The organism is Mucilaginibacter aurantiaciroseus, assembly GCF_024055595.1.
GTDB classification, from domain to species: Bacteria; Bacteroidota; Bacteroidia; order Sphingobacteriales; family Sphingobacteriaceae; genus Mucilaginibacter; species Mucilaginibacter aurantiaciroseus.
Genome location: NZ_JAMXOF010000001.1, coordinates 1,045,886 through 1,067,219 on the forward strand (window position 1 = coordinate 1,045,886; position 21,334 = coordinate 1,067,219).

At 41.9% G+C, this 21,334-nt stretch carries 11 protein-coding genes; 9 read left to right on the plus strand and 2 right to left on the minus strand.

Annotated elements, in window-relative coordinates:
* Positions 1 to 41: 41 nt before the first annotated feature.
* The gene (locus NAF17_RS04860; RefSeq protein ID WP_252756853.1) at positions 42 to 1,394 is read right to left on the minus strand and encodes a sensor histidine kinase; all 1,353 of its coding nucleotides are present in this window, start codon (positions 1,392 to 1,394) and stop codon (positions 42 to 44) included.
* Positions 1,384 to 2,742, minus strand: a complete 1,359-nt coding sequence (locus NAF17_RS04865) for a sigma-54-dependent transcriptional regulator (protein ID WP_252756854.1) — start codon at positions 2,740 to 2,742, stop codon at positions 1,384 to 1,386. The genes NAF17_RS04860 and NAF17_RS04865 overlap by 11 nt, the downstream gene beginning before the upstream one ends.
* Before the next feature lie 314 nt (positions 2,743 to 3,056).
* Here NAF17_RS04865 and NAF17_RS04870 point away from each other — a divergent pair, with 314 nt between their 5' ends.
* The 9 genes from NAF17_RS04870 to NAF17_RS04910 all read left to right on the plus strand — a co-directional run bounded on the left by NAF17_RS04870 (position 3,057) and on the right by NAF17_RS04910 (position 21,203).
* On the plus strand, positions 3,057 to 4,310 hold the full coding sequence (locus NAF17_RS04870; protein WP_252756855.1) for an efflux RND transporter periplasmic adaptor subunit: 1,254 nt from the start codon (positions 3,057 to 3,059) through the stop codon (positions 4,308 to 4,310).
* Between the two features lie 137 nt (positions 4,311 to 4,447).
* Complete coding sequence (locus tag NAF17_RS04875) at positions 4,448 to 5,125, plus strand: ABC transporter ATP-binding protein (protein WP_252756856.1); 678 nt, start codon at positions 4,448 to 4,450, stop codon at positions 5,123 to 5,125.
* Between the two features lie 111 nt (positions 5,126 to 5,236).
* Positions 5,237 to 7,609 (plus strand): ABC transporter permease, encoded by a 2,373-nt coding sequence (locus tag NAF17_RS04880; protein WP_252756857.1) that lies wholly within the window; start codon positions 5,237 to 5,239, stop codon positions 7,607 to 7,609.
* Between the two features lie 62 nt (positions 7,610 to 7,671).
* Positions 7,672 to 10,107: an ABC transporter permease gene (locus tag NAF17_RS04885; RefSeq protein WP_252756858.1), complete on the plus strand. Its 2,436-nt coding sequence runs from the start codon at positions 7,672 to 7,674 to the stop codon at positions 10,105 to 10,107.
* Between the two features lie 63 nt (positions 10,108 to 10,170).
* Positions 10,171 to 12,561, plus strand: coding sequence for an ABC transporter permease (locus NAF17_RS04890; RefSeq protein ID WP_252756859.1), 2,391 nt, complete (start codon positions 10,171 to 10,173; stop codon positions 12,559 to 12,561).
* A gap of 73 nt (positions 12,562 to 12,634) precedes the next feature.
* Positions 12,635 to 15,040 (plus strand): ABC transporter permease, encoded by a 2,406-nt coding sequence (locus tag NAF17_RS04895; RefSeq protein WP_252756860.1) that lies wholly within the window; start codon positions 12,635 to 12,637, stop codon positions 15,038 to 15,040.
* 144 nt (positions 15,041 to 15,184) lie between these two features.
* On the plus strand, positions 15,185 to 16,210 hold the full coding sequence (locus NAF17_RS04900; RefSeq protein ID WP_252756861.1) for a DUF4097 family beta strand repeat-containing protein: 1,026 nt from the start codon (positions 15,185 to 15,187) through the stop codon (positions 16,208 to 16,210).
* Between the two features lie 24 nt (positions 16,211 to 16,234).
* Positions 16,235 to 18,604 (plus strand): ABC transporter permease, encoded by a 2,370-nt coding sequence (locus tag NAF17_RS04905; RefSeq protein ID WP_252756862.1) that lies wholly within the window; start codon positions 16,235 to 16,237, stop codon positions 18,602 to 18,604.
* A gap of 196 nt (positions 18,605 to 18,800) precedes the next feature.
* Positions 18,801 to 21,203, plus strand: coding sequence for an ABC transporter permease (locus tag NAF17_RS04910; RefSeq protein ID WP_252756863.1), 2,403 nt, complete (start codon positions 18,801 to 18,803; stop codon positions 21,201 to 21,203).
* Positions 21,204 to 21,334: the final 131 nt, after the last annotated feature.

The following is a 21,334-nucleotide window of genomic DNA, read 5'->3' on the forward strand; positions in this document are numbered from 1 at the left end:
TTTAGGGAATAATTAGATTGCATTCAACAAGTTGTTGTAGCTTAATTATTCGCAAACTGCAAAATAAACGATGCACCCTTGCCCTCGGTAGATTGTGCCTGGATGTTGCCTTTGTGCAACAGCATAATTTGTTTACAAAGACTCAAGCCGATACCGCTGCCTGTTTTGCGTGTACTAAAGAATGGGATAAAGATCTTATCCAACAATTCCGGGGGCATGCCGAGGCCATTGTCGGTTACTTTAACCAGTATGCGGTTGTTGCTTTGCGTTTCGGCAGATAGGGTGATGCGTGGTTCTTCACGATCCTTTACGGCCTCAATGGCATTTACCAGCAGGTTAATCATTACCTGGTCTAACAGATTGATATCCGCCTCGATGGCTAATGCCGGGTCGCGTAGGATGATCTCCAATTCAATATTCTTTTTCTCAAGCGTAGGGCGCATCAAACTTGCCAGGTTTTCAAATATGTTACGAACTAACAACTTGTTCAGATCGAGTTTGGTGATTTTGTTAAGGCTGCGGTAGCTCTCGGTAAATTTAAGCAGGCCTTCGCTACGGCGTTTAATGGTTTCAATACCGAGAGAGATATCTTCCAGGTCGCCGCTTCCAATACTCTCGGCTATTTCCGGGCTTTGCAGGCGGTTCTTCAGGGTGTCGGCCAATGATGAAATAGGAGCAACCGAGTTCATGATCTCATGCGTCATCACATTTAATAACTTCGACCATGCCTTTGATTCTGTTTCGTCCAAAGCCTCGCTTACGTTCTGGAAGGCGATGAGTTTATACAATTTCTCGTCGCTGCGCATAATACTGGCGGTAACCAGCATTTTTACCTGTTGCTGGTCGCGGGTGATGCTCAGTACCTGCGCCTCGCCGGGTTTCATTCTGATCACATCTTTGTACAAAACAGGTTCGCGTTTCTCAAGCGAGTGGATGGTTTTTAAATAGGGGATACTAATGAGCGATTTAAAGGCCTCGTTTATCCAGCTGATCTCGCCGGTTTCTTCCTCATAAGAAAGGATGCCTGTATCAACCAGTTCTAATATCTTTTGCAGGTAATGATACTGCGTTTCTCGTTCGCGGCTGATTAGTTTAAACGTGGTGTTAATGTCATTAAAGCCTTTACGCAAAGGTTTTAACTCGTTAGGTGCTTTTCGCACATCAAAGTGGCGTGAAAAATCGCGGTAGTGGATAGATTCTACGAATTGGTTTACCTCGTCCTGCGCTTTCTTGTTAAAACGGATCAGATCAAGCACCGAGTAGATCACCGCCGGGACTGTTATAACGCCATATAGTATTTGTCCACTCGTAACCACTATAGTAGTGGCCACCACAGCGGCAAATAACAAAAGCACACGCAGCACAAGCCGCCATTCGTAACGGTTAAATATCATATTTGCTTAATCTGCGGTACAGGGCGGTACGGGTTAACCCCAGCTCTTTGGCGGCACGGGTAATGTTGCCGTTATGCTTTTCTATCACGCGCAAAATCGCGTTCTTTTCCAGTGTGCTAAGCTGGATGTTATCATCATTAATAATGTTTTCGCCTGGTGATTCCAGTACCGAGAAAAGCAGGTCATCAGCTTTTAAATGCTGGTCATCGGCCATAATTACCGCACGTTCTATGGTGTACTGTAACTCGCGTACGTTACCGGGGTAGCTATAACCGCGTAATTTGTTTAGCGCCGCGGCATCAAAATCAATCGCCGGTTTAAGGTATTTTGTGGCGTATATTTTGGCAAAATGTTTTGCCAGTACTACAATATCTTCTGCGCGTTTACGCAAAGGTGGCATATTTATCTCTACCGTATTGATCCGGTAAATCAAATCCTTACGAAATTTATTTTCGTTTGCCAATTCCTGCAACGGCACGTTGGTGGCACATATTAGGCGGATATTAATATCCACGGCCTTATTGGTACCCAAACGGGTTACATGGCGGTTTTGTAGTACGGTTAATAGTTTTGCTTGCTGCTGCAGGCTGATGTTACCAATCTCATCTAAAAACAAAGTGCCGCCTTCAGCTTCCTCAAAACGGCCCATGCGGTCTTCACGGGCATCGGTGTAAGCACCTTTTTTATGGCCAAACAACTCACTCTCAAATAAAGAATCCGTCAGCGCGCCCACATCCACTTTTACAAATGGTTTATCGGCACGTAACGAACGCTCATGAATGGCTTTTGCCATCAGATCTTTACCCGTACCGTTCTCGCCCAGTATCAAAATATTGGCATCGGTAGGGGCAATCTTATTTACCTTATGAAATATATCCTCCATCACCTCGCTATCGCCAAGGATGGTTTTTTCGCCGCCCTCACTTTTAACGGATGCTTTGGTTGACTTGCCACCACCTTCTTTCTTATCAAGCAGGTCTTTAATGGTATCAATCAATTTCTCGTTATGCCATGGCTTCACTACAAAATCGTTAGCGCCTTCTTTTAAGGAACGTACAGCCAGGTCTATATCGCCGTAAGCGGTTATCATAATAACGCAAACGTTTGGCTTCCATTCCTTAATTTTACGCAGCCAGTAAATACCCTCGTTCCCGGTATTAATGGCACTGTTATAATTCATATCCAGTAGCACCAGGTCAACCTCGTTTTTTTGCAAAAGCCAGTTTATGTTCTCCGGGTTCTTTTCGGTAATTATTTCTTTGGTTTCTGTTTTAAGCAATAACTTAACAGCCGTAAGCACATCGGGGTCGTCGTCAACAATTAAAACGGTTGCTTTCTTAAGTATCATTTATGGATAGTGATTAGTTCGTGGTTAATAGATAATAGCACTTATTATACATGTACTATTTGCCCCCGCAATTTAGTAGTTTGGCACGAAATATCGTACCAATTAGGCTATATTAAGTATAATTTAGATATTCAACTATGTTTAGCGAACGGTAAGTTAAAGCACGTAAAAAAGCATTGTATCATAACCGAACACTTGCTGTAACAGAAGCGTACGGTGCATTATTGCGATTTTAACGTAAGTAATTGAAATACAGTAATTTAATTTGTGGCATGTGTTTTTATATCCAATTATCAAATATTTAATAAAATACAGTGGATAGAGTTATACAAAAACAGAAATGGAGCACTAAGCGCCTGATGACCATAGCCGGTATTATAGGGGTAGTAGTTTTAGTTGCCGGCAGTATATTTTTTACATCGGGCAAAAGCAAATTAAATGTTGATACAGAGCGTATCACCGTAAGCGAAATAAAAAAAGGCGCTTTCCAGGAGTTTATCCCGGTTAATGGTGTGGTGCTACCACTTACTACCATATACCTTGATGCGATTGAAGGCGGACGGGTTGAAGAGAAATATGTTGAAGACGGCGCAAGCCTAAAAAAAGGCGACCCGATCATCCGTTTATCAAATACCGATCTGGAGTTAAGCCTTGCCAACCAGGAAACAGCAGTTTACGCTGCACAAACTCAAATGCAGATCTCGCATAACAACGCGCAGCAAAACACCATTGCCAAACTAAACCAAATGGCCGATGTGGACAATGCTTATAAAGAGGCAGAGCGTATTTATAACCTTGACAAAAAACTTTTAGACCAAAAAGCAATTGGTATGCAAGAATTTAAAGCGGCAGAAAACGCTTACATATACCAGTTAAGGCGCAAAAAGTTAACCACACAGATCTTAAAACAAGATACCACGCTGATAAGCCAGGAGGATGAGCAAGCGCGTGAGCAATATGCACACAACAAAAGTACACTACTTTTAATGCGCAAAAAAGTGGCCGACTTAACAGTACGCTCACCCATAGATGGTCAGTTAACATCAATGGATGCCGAAGTTGGTCAGAATAAAAATAAAGGCGAACATTTGGGCCAGATTGATGCACAGGGAGGCTTTAAAGTACAGGTTGATGTGGAAGAGCACTACTTGTCGAGGATCTACAACGGCTTAATGGGCGACTTTGCCTTTGCCGGTAAAACATATAAATTAACTATCAAAAAAGTATTTACACAGGTAACCAGCGGCCGTTTTAAGGTAGATATGCAATTTGTTGGCGATGTACCTAAAGGTATCCGCAAGGGTCAAACCTTACAGATCCGTTTAGCATTGAGCGATGAGACGACTGCTACCTTAGTACCTAAAGGTGGTTTCTACCAGCAAACCGGTGGTAACTGGATCTTTAAAGTGAGCGAGGATGGTAAAACAGCCTACAAAACCGATATCCAGATAGGCCGCCAAAACCCTGATTATTACGAAGTATTGCAAGGCTTAAAACCTGGCGACAAGGTAATTACGTCAAGCTACGAGAATTACGGCGACATACAAGAACTGGTACTTAAAAAGTAGCGAAACTGTGTAACCTTCTGCCACGGGTTGCGTCTTGTATACAGTAGCCCAAGAGCGATTAAAACTTAACAAAAAATACAAATCACAATTAAACAAAAAAGGCTGAGGCACGAAAGTGCAGCAGCTGGGGAGGCCAAATGATAAAAATTACAAATCTTGAAAAATTCTACCGTACCGAAGAGGTAGAAACCATTGCACTGAACAAGCTATCGATGCATGTTAATACCGGCGAGTTCGTTGCCATTATGGGCCCGTCTGGTTGTGGTAAATCAACCTTGCTAAACATTTTGGGTATGCTTGATGACCCGGATGAAGGCAGCTATGTATTTAACGAGATTGAAGTTGCTCATTTTAACGAGCGGAAACGCGCCGACCTGCGCAAGCATAACATTGGTTTCGTTTTCCAGAGCTTTAATCTTATTGACGAACTTACTGTATTTGAAAACGTTGAACTGCCATTAATTTACACCGGCGTACCTACTGCAGAGCGTGTTAAAAGGGTAGAAGAAGTGCTGGATAAAATGCAGATCATGCACCGCCGAAACCACTACCCACAGCAGTTATCGGGTGGTCAGCAACAGCGTGTGGCCATTGCCCGCGCCGTTGTAAACAAACCAAAACTGATACTTGCGGATGAGCCCACAGGTAACCTGGATAGCAGCAACGGTAACGATGTGATGGAACTGCTAACCGATTTAAATGAACAAGGGACTACCATTATAATGGTTACCCACTCCGAACATGATGCCCGTTACAGCCACCGTATCATCCGCCTGTTGGATGGACAAACGGTGATGGAAAACATCATGGTTTAACAACGCCCAATTTTAGTTTAATTAATATAGTTAAGTGTGCCTCCTGCCTACCTCTCCGCGCCCGAAACTCGGAGGGGTTTGCTTTAGAATTGCCCAATAATTACGATTGCCATGTTTAAAAACCACTTTAAAACAGCCTGGAGAAACCTGCTAAACAGCAAGTTTTACAGTTCCATTAATATTATAGGTTTAACAATAGGTTTAGCCGTAGGGATACTTATTTTGCTTTGGGTACAGGACGAATTAAATTACGACCGTTTTAATAAGAATACAGCTCAACTTTATAAAGTTAATTCTTCAATAGGTAGTGGCATTAGTAAACAAGTATGGGGCGGCGCACCTGCACCGGTAGCCACTTATGCAATAAAAGAAGTACCGGGCATTATTAATGCAACCAGGATAGTTACTGCTTATGATTATTCGGTATTTAAATACCAGGATAAGTTATTAAAAGAGGATTATGGAAAATTGTCTTATATAGATGATTCCTTTTTTAAGATGTTTAGTTATAAATTACTAAAGGGTAATGTAAACAACCCATTCCCAAATGATCAGTCGGTAATTATTACAGAAAGTACTGCCAAACGCTTTTTTGGTAATGCAGACCCAATTGGGAAAATATTATTAGGCGATAGCAAAAATCCGGTGGTTGTATCGGGGTTACTTGAAGATTTTCCTGCCAATTCAAGCATCAACGCTGATATGCTGTTTTCAATGAACGTAAAAAAGAAACAGTATGATGGTAAGGGTTACTGGAAAGCAATGGATGAGGCTTGGGGTAATTATTATGCACAAACCTTTTTACAGGTAAAAACCGGGGTGTCTGCCAAATCAATTGGTGAAAAGCTTACACAAATCCATTTTAAGCACCAGGCAGGTATAAAACCTACCGATGGTGTTTTTCAACTCCAACCTTTGGCAGACATTCATTTATACAACCCCGACGGTAGTTCTGCGGGGATACAAACAGTAAAAATATTTTCAATAGTGGCCATATTGATATTGCTTATAGCTTGTATAAACTATATCAACCTGTCAACGGCTCGCGCCATGATGCGCTCGAAAGAAGTTAGCATACGCAAAATTATTGGGGCCGGCCGCAAGCAGCTGTTTATGCAATTTATCATAGAAACAATATTTTGCTTTGTATTGGCGCTATTACTTGCATTTGGTATAATTAAATTACTAATGCCTGTTTACAACATCCTTGCAGGTAAGCAAATGTACTTTGACCTATTAAACATAAATGTGTGGCAGGTTATTGGCTTAACCGTATTGGCAACACTTATTGCTTCCAGTATATACCCCGCTTTATTATTATCATCATTTAAACCTATTAATGCCCTTAAAGGTAAACTTTCAATGGGTGCGGGTAATACAACATTCAGGAAGGTTCTTGTTGTGTGCCAGTTCGCATTCTCCATAGGGCTTATAATTAGCACCCTTATCATTAACAAACAGTTGAATTATATTCAGCAAATAAAGCTGGGTTATGATAAGTCTTATGTTTTTTCTCTGCAGATGCATAAAATGCAGGATCATTATGAATCTATAAAAGCCGAACTGCTTAATCAGCCCGAAATAACCGGTGTTACCAGCGGGGATGAGAGTATTGTAAGCAGTGGCAGTACCACATCAGATACCGACTGGGATGGGAAAGACCCGCAAATGAGTTTTTTAATTCATCCCTATGGGGTTGATAAAGATTTCCTGACGATGTTTAAAATAAAACTTGTTGATGGAGTTAACTTTTCTGGAGAGAAGTCAGATTCGACACATTGGATATTAAATGAGACTGCTGTAAGGCTTGCGGGTATAAAGAATCCAGTAGGCAAACGTTTTAAATTCCATGGTTCGTACGGGCGTATTATTGGTGTAGTGAAAGATTTTCACTTAGCTTCACTAAAGCAAGCTATTGAACCTGCCATTTTTACTTACAGCTCTAATAGCTGGCAAATATTTGTTAAAACAAACGGGAAAACCGCCACAGCCGCTATAGGTGCCGTACAAAAACAATGGAAACAATATAATGCAGATTTTCCGTTTGAATACAAATTTTTAGACGAGAGTTATAATGAACTTTATAAATCTGAGCAAAACACAGCCACACTATTTAATGTGTTTGCGTGTATTGCCGTATTTATTTCTTGCCTTGGCTTGTTTGGACTGGCCACTTACACCGCTCAAATACGTTTCAAAGAAATAGGCATCCGTAAAGTGTTAGGTGCAAGCGTGATAAATATTACCGCTATGCTATCTAAAGATTTTTTAACACTGGTATTAATATCCATAGTTATTGCTTCCCCAATTGCATGGTTTGCCATGCATAAATGGCTGATGGATTACGTATATCGCATAGAAATTAATTGGTGGGTATTAGCCGTAGCAGGTTTTGGGGCAGTACTTATTGCATTTTTAACCATCAGTTTTCAAGCAATAAAAGCGGCATTAAGTAATCCGGTTAAGAGTTTAAGGAGCGAATAAATACCATAAATAATTGATGGTTTAGGGCACTGCCCCGATACAACAAATTAATAACTAAAATCATGTTTAAAAACTACATAAAAACCGCATATAGGAGCCTTTATAAAAATAAGGGCTTTACTGCTATCAATATACTAGGATTAGCGTTGGGCCTTGCTACCTGCCTGCTCATTGTTTTTTATGTGGTGGATGAACTGAGCTACGACCGCTACAACACCAAAGCCAGCCGCATATTTCGCGTAAACGAAGACCTAAAACTGGGCGAAAATAACGTGCAATATGCCGTTGCCATGCCGCCCCTGGCCAAAACTTTAAAGGCAGAATATCCATACGTGGAAGATGCCGTAAGGCTAAAAAATGCCGGATCTTTTCATGTCAAAAAAGGTGATGCGAATATCATAGAAAGCAAGATGGTATATGCTGATGCGTCAATTTTCAATGTTTTCACTTTGCTTATGATAAGCGGCAGCAGTTCATCGGCGTTAGTCGAGCCAAACTCTGTAGTAATTAATGAAACCATTGCTAAAAAGTATTTTAAAAATACTAATGCTATTGGTAAAATAATGACATTTAACAATAACTGGAACCTAAAAGTTACAGGGATTATACATGATGTACCAAAACAGTCGCATTTTAACTATGACTTCTTTATTTCTATGTCTACAGTACCTGACAGTAAATCTAACGAATGGTTAAGAAGCGATTATAGTACATATGTGTTGCTTAAAGAAGCGAAAGACCACACAAAACTGGCCGCCAGTTTCCCAGCGTTTTTGCAAAAGTTTAGCGGCGCGCAAATGCAATCAGAACTTGGGCAGAGTATAGCCCAGTTTGAAAAGGGCGGCAGCCATTTCAGGCTAAACCTTACCGCGCTGACTGACATTCACTTAAACTCAAACCTAAGCGGTGAACTGGGGCCTAATAGCACTACGCAATACGTTTATATCTTTTCGGCAATCGCCTTATTTATATTGCTGATAGCATGTGTAAACTTCATGAACCTGAGTACTGCCCGTTCGTCAAACCGCGCTAAAGAAGTAGGGGTACGCAAGGTGATGGGTTCATCGCGTAAGCACCTGATCTTCCAGTTCCTGGCCGAATCTATACTGATCACATTTGTAGCTACCGTAATTGCGATTGTCGCGGCAGTAATACTATTGCCTTTCTTTAACCAACTGTCCGGTAAAGAGATTGTACTCACTGTAGATTCGCTTAAATGGCTGGTGCCATCGCTGTTAGCTATTGTATTGGTTATTGGTTCATTAGCAGGTTCATACCCGGCGTTCTTTTTATCGGCCTTCCAACCGATAGATGTATTGAAGGGTAAACTTTCTGCCGGTTTTAAAGGCGGTGGTTTGCGCAGCTTCTTAGTCGTATTTCAGTTTTTTGTATCGATACTATTGATCATTGGTACATTGGTGATCTATAATCAGCTGAACTTTATCCAAACCAAAAACCTTGGTTACAACCGCAGCCAGGTGCTTGTTGTAAAAAATCTGGGCGAGCTTAATCAACAAACCAATGTATTTAAACAGGCACTTGCCGAATTACCGGGCGTAAAAGAAACCACCATGACTGGTTTTTTGCCTACCAACGGCTGGCGCAATACTCGCATCTATTTTAAAGATGCTACTTACGACCAAAAGAAATCGCTTTTCCCGCAAAGCTGGCAGGTTGATGCCGATTACATTCCAACCATGGATATGAAAATGGCGCAGGGCCGCAATTTCTCAAAAGACATGCAGACCGATTCATCGGCGGTTATCATCAACGAGGCTGCTGCCAAGTTCCTGGGTTTTGCAGACCCTATCAATAAAACAGTTTATCAATCATTAGGTGGCGACCGTAAAGGAACTACGCCGAATGTTAAAGAATGCCATATAGTAGGTGTTGTTAAAGATTTTCACTTTAACTCGCTGCGCGAAAAAATTGATCCTATTGTACTTACCTACGGCCAAAACCCGGGCGCGTTAGCCATCCGTGTAAGCACTTCAAATATTACCGGACTGATGGGGCAGATCAAAGATAAGTGGAATAGCCTATCGCCGGGTATACAGATCGATTACTCATTTATGGATCAAGACTTTGATGCTTCATACCGTTCAGAACAACGCATCGGGAGGATCTTTGTCATCTTCACAGCACTGGCTATTATTATTGCCTGCCTTGGCTTGTTTGGTTTAGCCGCTTACGCTGCGGAACAACGCACCAAAGAAATAGGTATCCGCAAAGTTTTAGGTGCCGATGTAAGCGTAATTGTGGCCATGCTTTCAAAAGATTTTATAAAACTGGTATGTATTGCCATTGTAACCGCATCGCCGTTTGCATGGTTCGTAATGAATAAGTGGCTACAGGATTTTGCTTACCGCGTAACCATACACTGGTGGGTAATAGCAGCAGCTGGTGTAGGGGCATTGCTCATAGCATTTGTAACCATCAGCTTTCAATCTATAAAAGCCGCGCTGGCAAACCCGGTGAAGAGTTTGAGGTCGGAATAGTGATTGGAGATCAGTTAATTTGAGATTAGGCTTATTAGAATTTAGCTTTTAGAATTTAACATCATGATAAAAAACTATATAAAAACCGCCTGGCGTAACATACTTCAAAATAAGTTTTACGCTACCATAAATGTAACGGGTTTAACCGTGGGCCTTGTTGTGGGCTTGTTTATGTTGCTTTGGGTGCAGGACGAATTGAGCTTTGACAAGAACAACACTAAAGCTAAAAATATCTATAAAGTAGGTATTGTAGGCGGTACTGGTATTAGCAAGCAGATCTTTAGCCATATTATAGCCCCGGTTGCAACATTCGCCAAGAGCGAAATTCCTGAGGTGAAGGATGCCGTGCGTGTGATGCCACTTGGCGATGCGCCTTTTAAATATAAAGACAAAGTATTCTATGAAAGTAGCTTTGCCTTTACCGATCCGTCGTATTTTACCGTATTTGATTTTAACCTGGTAAAAGGGGACAAGCGTAATCCGTTCCCGGATAACAGCTCGATCGTAATTACCGAAAGCACAGCCAAAAGATATTTTGGCAACGAAGACCCGATAGGCAAAATAGTGATCACCGGCCAGGACGAGCAAAATAAAGTAACCGGTGTAATTGCCGATTATCCCGCAAATTCAAGTTTCCAATACCATGTGTTGATGCCGATATCGAGGTTTAATGATCTCGCTTACATCAAAAGCAAAAAGAGCTACGATAACAAAACTATTATATCATCAATGGATGCAGATTGGAGCAACTTTGGTTTTGAAACATACCTGTTACTAAAGAACGACAACGTAAACACAGTTGCCTTAGAGAAAAAATTACAAGCCATACATGAGCGCCAAAATCCGATAGACGCCCCAGTGCCGTATCTTACCCAACCATTATTAAAAATGCACTTGTACAAAGCAGATGGTACGGATGCCGGCATGTCAACCGTAAGTACATTTGCTATTGTGGCATTGATGCTGTTGGTGATAGCCTGTATCAACTACGTAAACCTGTCTACTGCGCGTTCTATGCTGCGGGCAAAGGAGGTAAGCATGCGTAAAATAATAGGGGCGGGCAAGTTCCAGTTGTTTATGCAGTTTATGGTTGAAACGGCATTGCTGTTTGTAATAGCATCCGTTTTTGCTTTTGTATTGCTCATATTATTATTGCCCGAATTTAACCAGTTCTCGGGCAAGCAAATCGCGTTAAACTTTTCAAATTATAACATCTGGCTTTGTATATTACTAACACTTGTAGGCACACTTGCTGCATCAAGCATCTATCCTGCATTACTGCTTTCGTCTTTCGAACCATTAAAGGCGCTAAAAGGCAAGATCTCGGTAAGTATTGGCAACGTGGCCTTCCGCAGGATTTTGGTGGTATTGCAATTTTCAGCATCTATCATCCTTATCATCGGCACATTGGTTATTGGCAACCAGTTGAGGTTTATCCGCAATAAAAACCTGGGGTACGATAAAGAAAACGTATTCTCTTTCAGTATGCGTAACGATATGCAAAAGCACTTCGATGTAGTGAAAACCGAATTGCTTAAAAACCCCGCGGTACTCTCGGTAACGCGTGCCGGCCGTGATATTATCACCAATGGCAGTTCTACAGGCAATATCGACTGGGATGGCAAGCCTGCAAACTCCAACATGTGGTTTAACCAGGTTTATGCCGATAAAGACCTGATCCCGTTTTTCAAAATGAAACTCCTGTCTGGCGATAACTTTACAGGAGTAGTGGCCGATTCTGCACACTTCATTATTAATGAAACCGCTGTAAAGGAAATGGGTTTAAAAGACCCGATTGGCAAACGCCTGCGCATTCAGGCCCGCAACGGGACAATCATTGGCGTGGTAAAAGACTTCCATTTCACCACCATCCATAAAAAGATAGAGCCTGCCGTGTTCCAATACCAGCCAAATTACTGCTGGAAAGTATACGTAAAAACCACAGGCCGCGATGCGCAGCAAGCTATAGCCGCGGCTATAGCGTCATGGAAACAGTACAATAACGACGTGCCATTTAACTACGCCTTTTTGGATGATACCTACACCAAAATGTACACCATGGAGCAAAAGCAAGGTTCGTTATTTAACCTGTTTGCTACCATCGCTATCGTGATATCCTGCCTTGGTTTGTTTGGATTGGCAACCTATTCGGCACAGGTAAAAACAAGGGAAATAGGGATCCGCAAAGTATTGGGTGCAAGTGTAGCCAAAATCATTCGTTTGCTGGCTACCGAATTTATGGTGCTAATCATCATTGCCATTGTAATAGCCATGCCGATAGCTTGGTTTGCCATGAACAGTTGGCTGCAGGATTTTGCCTATAAAATTAACATCGGCTGGGTAGTATTCCTGTTTGCAGGCGGTGGGGCATCATTGATAGCCCTGGCAACCATCAGCATACAATCCATAAAGGCCGCGCTGGCAAACCCGGTAAAGAGTTTACGTTCGGAATAAAATGTTATTGGGTGTTAAGTCATCGATTCATAAAAATCGAAGAAAGCGACCTGTTAATTTTAAATTAAAAAACATGTTGAAAAATTACTTTAAAACCGCCTGGAGAAGTTTTTGGAAACACAGGGCAACCGGCTTTATCAATATTGCCGGCTTATCTGTTGGTATGGCCTCCGCTGTATTCATTTTTATATGGGTACAAAATGAGTATGGCTTTGATAAAAGCCAGCTCGATTCGCAGCAGATCTATCGCATTAAAGATTATTTGTCGATAGATAAAAGTACAACCTGGGTTTGGGAAAGTTCACCGTACAGCCTTGGCGAAGAAGCAAAAAGGCAAATACCCGAAGTTGAGGCACTTACCCGTGTGCAGGTAGTAACCTACCAACCGCTTTACTTTAATATAAATGGTGAATTTTTCCCCGAAACTACGGCTGCGTATGTTGATAATGCATGGTTTGATGTATTTAAAAATGATTTTTTAAGTGGTAATGCCATCGCGTTTAAGCAAAACCCCTTCAGTATAATTCTGTCGGAAAGTAAGGCAAAAAAATATTTTGCCAACCAGGATGCCATTGGTAAAATAATACGCATTGATAGTGTTGACTATCAGGTACAGGCCGTTGTAAAAGACGCGCCTGCCAACTCCAGCTTTAAATTTGGTGTGTTTATACCGGTAGCTGCCAGGCATGCCGATGTAAAACAAAAAGAGAATGAATTGCAATGGGGTAACTTTAACTACCTCACTTTTTTAAAGCTTAAGCCGGGTACTGACATTAAAAAAACCTCGGTAAAGCTGCAGAATATCCTTGATAAGCATCGCGATCAAAAGAACCTAAAGATTGGTCTAATAAAGCTAACTGATATGCACTTTGAGAATGATCTGCAGGATTCCGGCATCATTCATGGCGATAAAAAAGTTGTTTTGATTTTTGTGATACTGGGCGTATTGCTGCTGGTTATAGCTTGTATAAATTATGTAAACCTTACTACCGCAAGGGCAAGTTTACGAGCCAAGGAAGTAAGTATTAAAAAAATAGTCGGGGCTGGCCGTAGGCAACTTTTCGCGCAGTTTATAGCCGAATCTGCTTTAATAAGCATACTTGCACTGGTGTTAACCATCTTCATTATCAGCATCTTTCTGCCGGTATTTAACAGTTTTACCGAACGAAATTTTTCATTGTCTGCAAACTCCAGCAACCTATGGCTCATTATGATAGGCACGTTGCTGGTTACCGTTATTTTAAATAGTATATACCCCGCTTTGCTTTTATCATCCTTTAAACCGCTAAACACCTTTAGGGGTACAAGTGTGCTTAAAATGAATGACAGTATGCTGCGCAAGGGGTTGGTTGTACTGCAATTTACATTCTCCATATTTCTAATAGTGGGTGTGATAACCATTTACCGACAGCTGTCATTTATACGCTCACAAAACCCGGGGTATAACCGTGCGCAAACCATGTCGTTTAGTGTGCCATGGAAAACAATGCATCAGTTAAATGATGCTAAAAGAAAAGCTGTAAAATCAACCATTAAACAAAGCTTATTACAGCAAGCGCCTATTCAGGCTGTATCGCTGATAGGGCTGAGATCTATCCAAAACAATGACAATTATTCTTCAGGAAGTGCTGATTGGGATGGTCGCCCAAAAGGTTTCGACCCTGCAATTTCCTATTTTAGTGTAGATCGCGACTACAGTAAGCTGGTGAAGCTGAACTTTATTGTTGGCAGGTGGTTTTTGGATGGTAAAAGCGATGTTCACAACGCGATATTAAATGAAACCGCTGCAAAAGAGCTTAATCTGCATAAACCATACATAGGGCAGCGTTTTGTTTCGGATGGCGATACGGGCGTGGTAATAGGTATGGTAAAAGATTTTAATTACCGTACCATGCACGATAAAATTGGACCGGTAGTGTTTAAAAACAAGAATACTGAATACAACACCAATTACCTTTTAAAAGTTGCACCTAACAAGCAAGCCGAGGCCATTAAAGCCGTAGAGGCTATATGGAAGCAAAATTTCCCCGGTCTACCATTTAATTATAGCTTTCTTGATCAGGAGTTTGATAAGATATATCGTAATGATGCAAAATCATCCCGCCTAATGTCGGTGTTTGCGTTAGTTGCCGTTGTTATATCTTGTTTGGGCCTGTTTGGATTGGCAGCGTTTACTGCTGAGCAAAGAGGTAAGGAAATTGGTATCCGTAAAGTATTGGGGGCAACAGTATCCGGCATTGTATCGCTTATTTCGGTAGATTTTATTGTGCTGGTAATTGTGGCGCTTGTATTGGCATCGCCCCTGGCATGGTGGCTAATGAATATATGGTTGCAAAACTTTGTTTATCGTGTAGAAATGCAATGGTGGGTATTCCTGCTGGCAGGTATCATTGCCGTGCTAATTGCTTTTTTAACAATTAGTTTCCAGGCTATAAAAGCCGCGCTGGCTAACCCAGTGAAGAGTTTGCGGAGCGAGTAAGCCTCACCCCAAACCCCCTATCCGTTAGAGAAGTGCTTTTTAAAGTCCTCCCTGCCGGGGAGGATTAGGTGGGGCCGGACTTTTTTTATTCCAACGCAACCCTTTAAACAAAAAAGTGGTCTTATTATAAACTCAAAACATATTATGAAAAAGTATTTCCTTTTATTACTCATGGCATCGCCCGTTTACTTTGCATCGGCACAGGATAGCAAAACGCCATATTACACCCGCTCGTTAGCTAACGACGGTATTAAAGCGATATTTGTAAATACCAGCGGCGGCAGTATCTCTGTAGTTGGCGGTACCGAACAGGCACACGTGGATGTGTATGTGGTGGGCAATAACAACCAGCAGCTAACCAAAGAAGAAATTAAAAAACGTTTAGAAGAAGATTACAGCCTGGATATCGATATCCACGGCGGCGAACTGCATGCTACAGCTAAAAGCCGCCGAAATAACATGGGTTGGAGAAGATCTTTAAGCATCGGCTTTAAAGTTTATGTGAATGCTAAAACCACTACAAACCTGAACACAAGCGGTGGTAGTTTATACCTGAAAAACCTTATCGGCGACCAAAACTTTGAAACCAGCGGCGGCAGTATCAATGCTACCGACTTAACCGGAATAGTTAAAGGCGAAACCAGTGGTGGCAGTATCAATGTAGCCGGCTGTAAACCTAATATCGACCTTGAAACAAGCGGTGGCAGCGTTACTGCAAGTGATTGCAGTGGCAAGATCCGTTTGGAGACCAGCGGCGGCTCGTTAAACCTTAGCTACCTTAAAGGAACTATTGATGCCAAAACAAGCGGCGGCAGCGTACGTGGAAACAATATAGATGGCGATATTATTACAGGTACCAGCGGCGGCAGTGTAAACCTGGTAGCCATGAGTGGAAGTGTTGATGCGTCTACAAGCGCGGGTAGCATGCACGTGCAAATGCTGCGTGTAGGCAAGTATGTTAAGATCGATGCAAACTCGGGCCACGTTGACCTGCAGTTACCTGCAAGCCAGGGTGTAGATGTAGACCTGCGTGGCAACAACGTAATCTTTAGCATGAGCGGTAAGTTTGAAGGCAACAAAATGAAAGAACGCGTAAACGGCAAACTAAACGGCGGTGGCTCATTAGTTGAAGTACGTGGCGATGGTGCCGTTAATGTTTCGAGCAAATAATAAACACAAAAAATCACAAGGTATATGTTTAAGAATTATTTAAAAATTGCTTGGCGCAACATAGCCAAGCATAAAGGCTTTTCGTTAATTAACGCGGGCGGTTTGGCATTAGGCATGGCAAGCTGCCTGCTGTTGCTTTTGTATGTGGCCTATCATTTTAACTATGATAAGCAGTTTGACAATATTGATAACATATACCTGGTTGAGAATAACCAGCCGGGTGATGGTAAGATATATACCTTCGCTGCCACACCAAGCCTGGCTGCGGCAACCATAAAAACCGAAGTGCCGGGTGCCGTGCGCACGGTAAGAACTGTTACTTATACCGCAGAAGGCTTGCTAACCTACAAAAACAACAGCTTTAAAAAAGCGGGCATGTTTGCTGATGATGGTTTCTTTAACATCTTCTCGTACCATTTTATAAAAGGCACGGCTAACAATGCGTTAAAACTGCCAAACTCAATTGTCATCACCCAAAAATTGGCTAAAACCCTTTTTGGCGACGAAGATCCGATAAACAAGATTGTAAAGCGTAACAACCAGTTGCCTTTAACAGTTACCGGTGTAATTGAAGATGTACCTGCAAATGCTACATTCCAGTTTGAGTTTGTATTACCTTGGATAATGTTCGAAGACACTAACTCTTGGGCAAAAAATTCAGATTGGGGCAGCAATTTCGCGCGTACGGTTGTCCAATTAAAAGATCCATCAGCATTAACCCGTGCCAATATGATTATGAAAAACATGGTGGAGCGGCATAATAATGGTAATAAAAATCAATTATTTCTTTACCCGTTCAGCAAATTACATTTATACTCAGAATTTGTTGAGGGCAAAACCGTGGGAGGGATGATAGATCAGATGAAACTATTCATCACCCTGGCTATTTGTATTTTACTGGTGGCCTGTGTTAATTTTATGAACCTGAGCACCGCCCGGTCTGAGGAACGCGCCAAAGAGGTGGGCATCCGTAAGGCAATCGGTTCAAGCAGGTCATCGCTGGTTAGTCAGTTTATTACCGAGTCGGTTATTTTATCGCTACTCTCCACGATCGTCGCAATGTTGATCGTGGTATTATCATTGCCGTATTTTAATACTTTATTGGGCATCCAATTGATATTACCATACAGCAATGTACTTGCGTGGGTAGCTATCATATGCATCGGTTTATTTACCGGTATACTGGCAGGGAGTTATCCTGCCTTTTACCTATCGGCATTTGAGCCTATAAAGGTTTTAAAAGGGATGTTTAAGGGCGGAGGCTCGGCATTGCCGCTACGTAAAGTGTTGGTTGTGGTACAGTTTGGCTTCGCGGTTTTCCTCATAACTGCTACAATTTGTATTTACCGCCAGATTAAATTTGTACAGGAGAAATCGGCCGGATTTGATAAGAATAATCTGGTAGAGATACCTATCGAAGGCGATTTGGGCAAAAATGTAGAAGTATTAATTAACCAGTTAAAAACTGATGGTGTTGTAACTAACGGTTCGGTGTTTTCGCAAAGTATGACAGATAGTGGTAATAACACGTGGGGTATAAGCTGGCCCGGCAAACGCGACGACCAAACCATCCTGTTTGATGTGTTTAGGGCGGGTAACGATTTTATTAAAACCGCAGGTGTTAAACTAATTGACGGGCGAGAATTTTCAGGCGCTTATCCAACAGATACTGCAGGCAAAACGGTAATGATAAATGAATCTGCAGCTAAGGTGATGAATCTTAAAAACCCTGTGGGCTCCCTTATAAAATGGGGCGATAGCCAACTTACCGTAGTTGGTGTTTATAAAGATTTTGTGTGGGGATCCCCATACGAAAAAACCCGCCCAATGATAAGCCAGTATATAGGTAATAATGGCAACATCATTGAACTGCGCTTAAATCAAAACAAAAGCATCAGCGCTAATATCCAAGCTATAAACAAAGCCCTGAAAACCTATAACCCGGCATACCCGCCAACGGTGAAATTTGTGGATAGCGATTTTGAGAAGAAATTTAAAAACGAGCAATTGCTGGCTACGCTATCCAACCTTTTTGGAGGTTTGGCAATTGTAATTTCCTGCCTTGGGTTGTTTGGTTTGGCAGCTTACGCCGCCGAGCAACGGGTGAAGGAAATAGGAGTACGCAAAGTACTTGGTGCAACGGTTATAAATTTGGCAACGCTGCTATCCAAAGACTTTTTAAAGCTGGTTGCCATAGCCATCGTGATCGCTATCCCGTTATCTGTCTGGGGGATGAACAAATGGCTGCAAAAGTTTGAATACCGTATTACTTTAAGCTGGTGGATGCTGGCCGCTGCCGGTTTAATAACCGTATTTATAGCCATTGTAACCGTAAGTTACCAGGCCATAAAAGCCGCGCTTGCCAACCCGGTTAAGAGTTTGAGAAGCGAGTAAGCCTCACCCCAAGCTCCTCTACGGTAGAGAGGGGCTTAAAGTCCTCCATTCCGGGGAGGAATAGGAGGGGCTACTGTATCATAACCGAACAATAGCTGTTACGATAGCGAACACACGAAAGCTTTCGTGCATACTTATAGTATTGATTATCAGTAATGTAATAGTTTGGTATCCCTTTTAAACACATCACTGTATTATGATTAAGAATTATATAATAATTGCATGGAGGAGCCTTACTAAAAACAAAGTGTTCTCTTTTATTAATATGTTTGGTTTGGCTATTGGCCTTGCCTGCTGTATGTTAATTACCGGCTACCTGCACCAGGAGCTTACTTATGATACTTATTCCTCAAACGCCAAACAGCTTTACCGCGTTAACTTAGGCACGGTTGGCGCCGTTGGTACAGATACCTATCCAATAGTTGATGTTGCTGTAGGCGAGGGCATGAAGAATGCCTATCCCGAAATTTTGGCATCAACCCGTCTAACAAGCAACCCGCCTTTATTTGTAGAATATGGCAGCCGCCAGTTTAAAGAAAACCAGATAGCCGGCGTAGATTCAAACTTTTTGCAGATCTTTTCCATTCCGCTTTTAGAGGGTGATAATAAAACTGCTTTAATTGAGCCAAACAGTGTTGTGTTAACAAAAGACATGGCCAAAAAATACTTTGGCGAATATCCTGCACTTGGTAGGATCATACTGATCGCTAAAGCGCCTGTAAAGGTTACCGGAGTTATCGATAAAGTACCCGATAACTCCCATTTCCATGCGGATGCCTTTATTAGCCTGAATACAAAAAACAGGCAACAAACCTGGAGCAACGTTGGTTTTTATACCTATTTGATGCTCGATAAAAATGCCGACCCAAAAAAGCTGGAAGCACAATTTCCGCAACTGGTATCAAAATATGTAGTGCCCGAAATTCAGCGTGATATGGGCGTGAGCGTTGTAGAAGCGCAAAAATCGGTAAATACATTTCTGTTTAGCTTACAACCAATAACCGATATCCACCTGCACTCGCACACCAAATACGAGCGCGAGGCAAACGGCGATATCAACTACATTTATATATTTGGCGTATTAGCCATTTTTATCCTAATACTGGCTTGTATTAACTTTACTAACCTTTCTACCGCGGCATCTGCCAAACGTTCTAAAGAAGTAGGCATCCGTAAGGTATTGGGTTCGTTAAAAAGCAGCCTGGTGGGTCAATTTTTGGCCGAATCAATTATGTTGACCACATTGGCTATGTTTTTTGCCCTGGCATTGGTTTACCTGTTACTGCCATACTTTAACGAAGTGGCAGGTAAAAACACTACCATCCAGTTCTACCTAAATTACAAAGCTTTAATTATCGAATTGTTTATTGCTTTGATAGTAGGTGTAGCCGCAGGAATTTACCCGGCATTCTTTATCTCGTCGTTTAAGATATTGAGTGTATTAAAGGGCAATACCAATTCGCAAAACAGCAAAAGCGTTTTACGCAGTGGGTTAATCGTTTTCCAGTTTGCTATCTCAACTATGTTTATCATTGGTACAATAATAGTTTACCAGCAACTGCACTATATGCAGAACCAAAAGCTGGGTTACGATAAAGAACAGATATTGGTGATTAACGATACGTACACCTTAAAAAATAACCTGGAGCCCTTTAAGAACCAGTTGTTACAAAACAAACAGGTGGTAAATGCTACCATCTCCAGCGATGTGCCTATACGTACAAGTGATGGCACCCAGATCTACTTAAAATCTACTACTGCTGATGCTTCGCATAGCGAGATCCATAGTGCTATCTATCATATTGACGAAAGCTACCTGCCAACCATGGGTATGAAAATGGCGGCTGGCCGTAACTTTTCTCCCGCTTCTCTCGGTGATTCAGCAGCTGTTATCGTAAACGAAACCGCTATTAAAGAATTAGGCATCGCATCAGATCCAATTGGCAAAACCATCGTCCGCTCCGGCCAGCGCGAGTTTACAATAGTGGGTGTAGTAAAGGATTTTCATTACTCATCAGCCAAAGAAAAAATTGCCCCTTTAATGATGCTTTATGGCCATAGCAATGGCACTATCATGTTAAAAGTAAAAACCGCTGATGTTGCAGGTTTACTATCAGACATTAAACAACAATGGACAGATTTCCATGCCGACAGCCCCTTTAGCTATACCTTTCTTGACGACCAGTTTGCACAGCTTTACGTAAACGAAGCACGCACCGGTAAGATATTTACTTCGTTTGCTATACTGGCGGTTGTGATAGCAAGTTTAGGTTTGTTCGGCTTATCAGCATTCAGCATCCGCCAAAGGGTTAAAGAAATTGGCATCCGCAAGGTACTTGGGGCATCATCAGGCAGTATTACGGGGATGTTATCGGCGCAGTTTTTAAAATTGGTGAGCTTGTCTATCATTATAGCAGTACCAATTACCTGGTATGCCATGCACAAGTGGTTGCAGGAGTTTGCATACCGGGTAGAGATTCACTGGTGGGTGTTTATTGTGGCCGGCGCGCTTGCCTTAATGGTAGCATTTATAACCGTAAGCTTTCAATCTGTTAGGGCGGCATTGGCCAACCCGGTGAAGAGCTTACGGAGCGAATAGTGATCAGAGATCAGTTAATTAGATATCAGGCAATGGTTGGTCGCATAGGCTATCAACTATGGTCTATGAACTTTAAATCATGTTTAAAAACTATTTTTAAACGGTTAATCCGGTGAGGAGTTTGAAAAGCG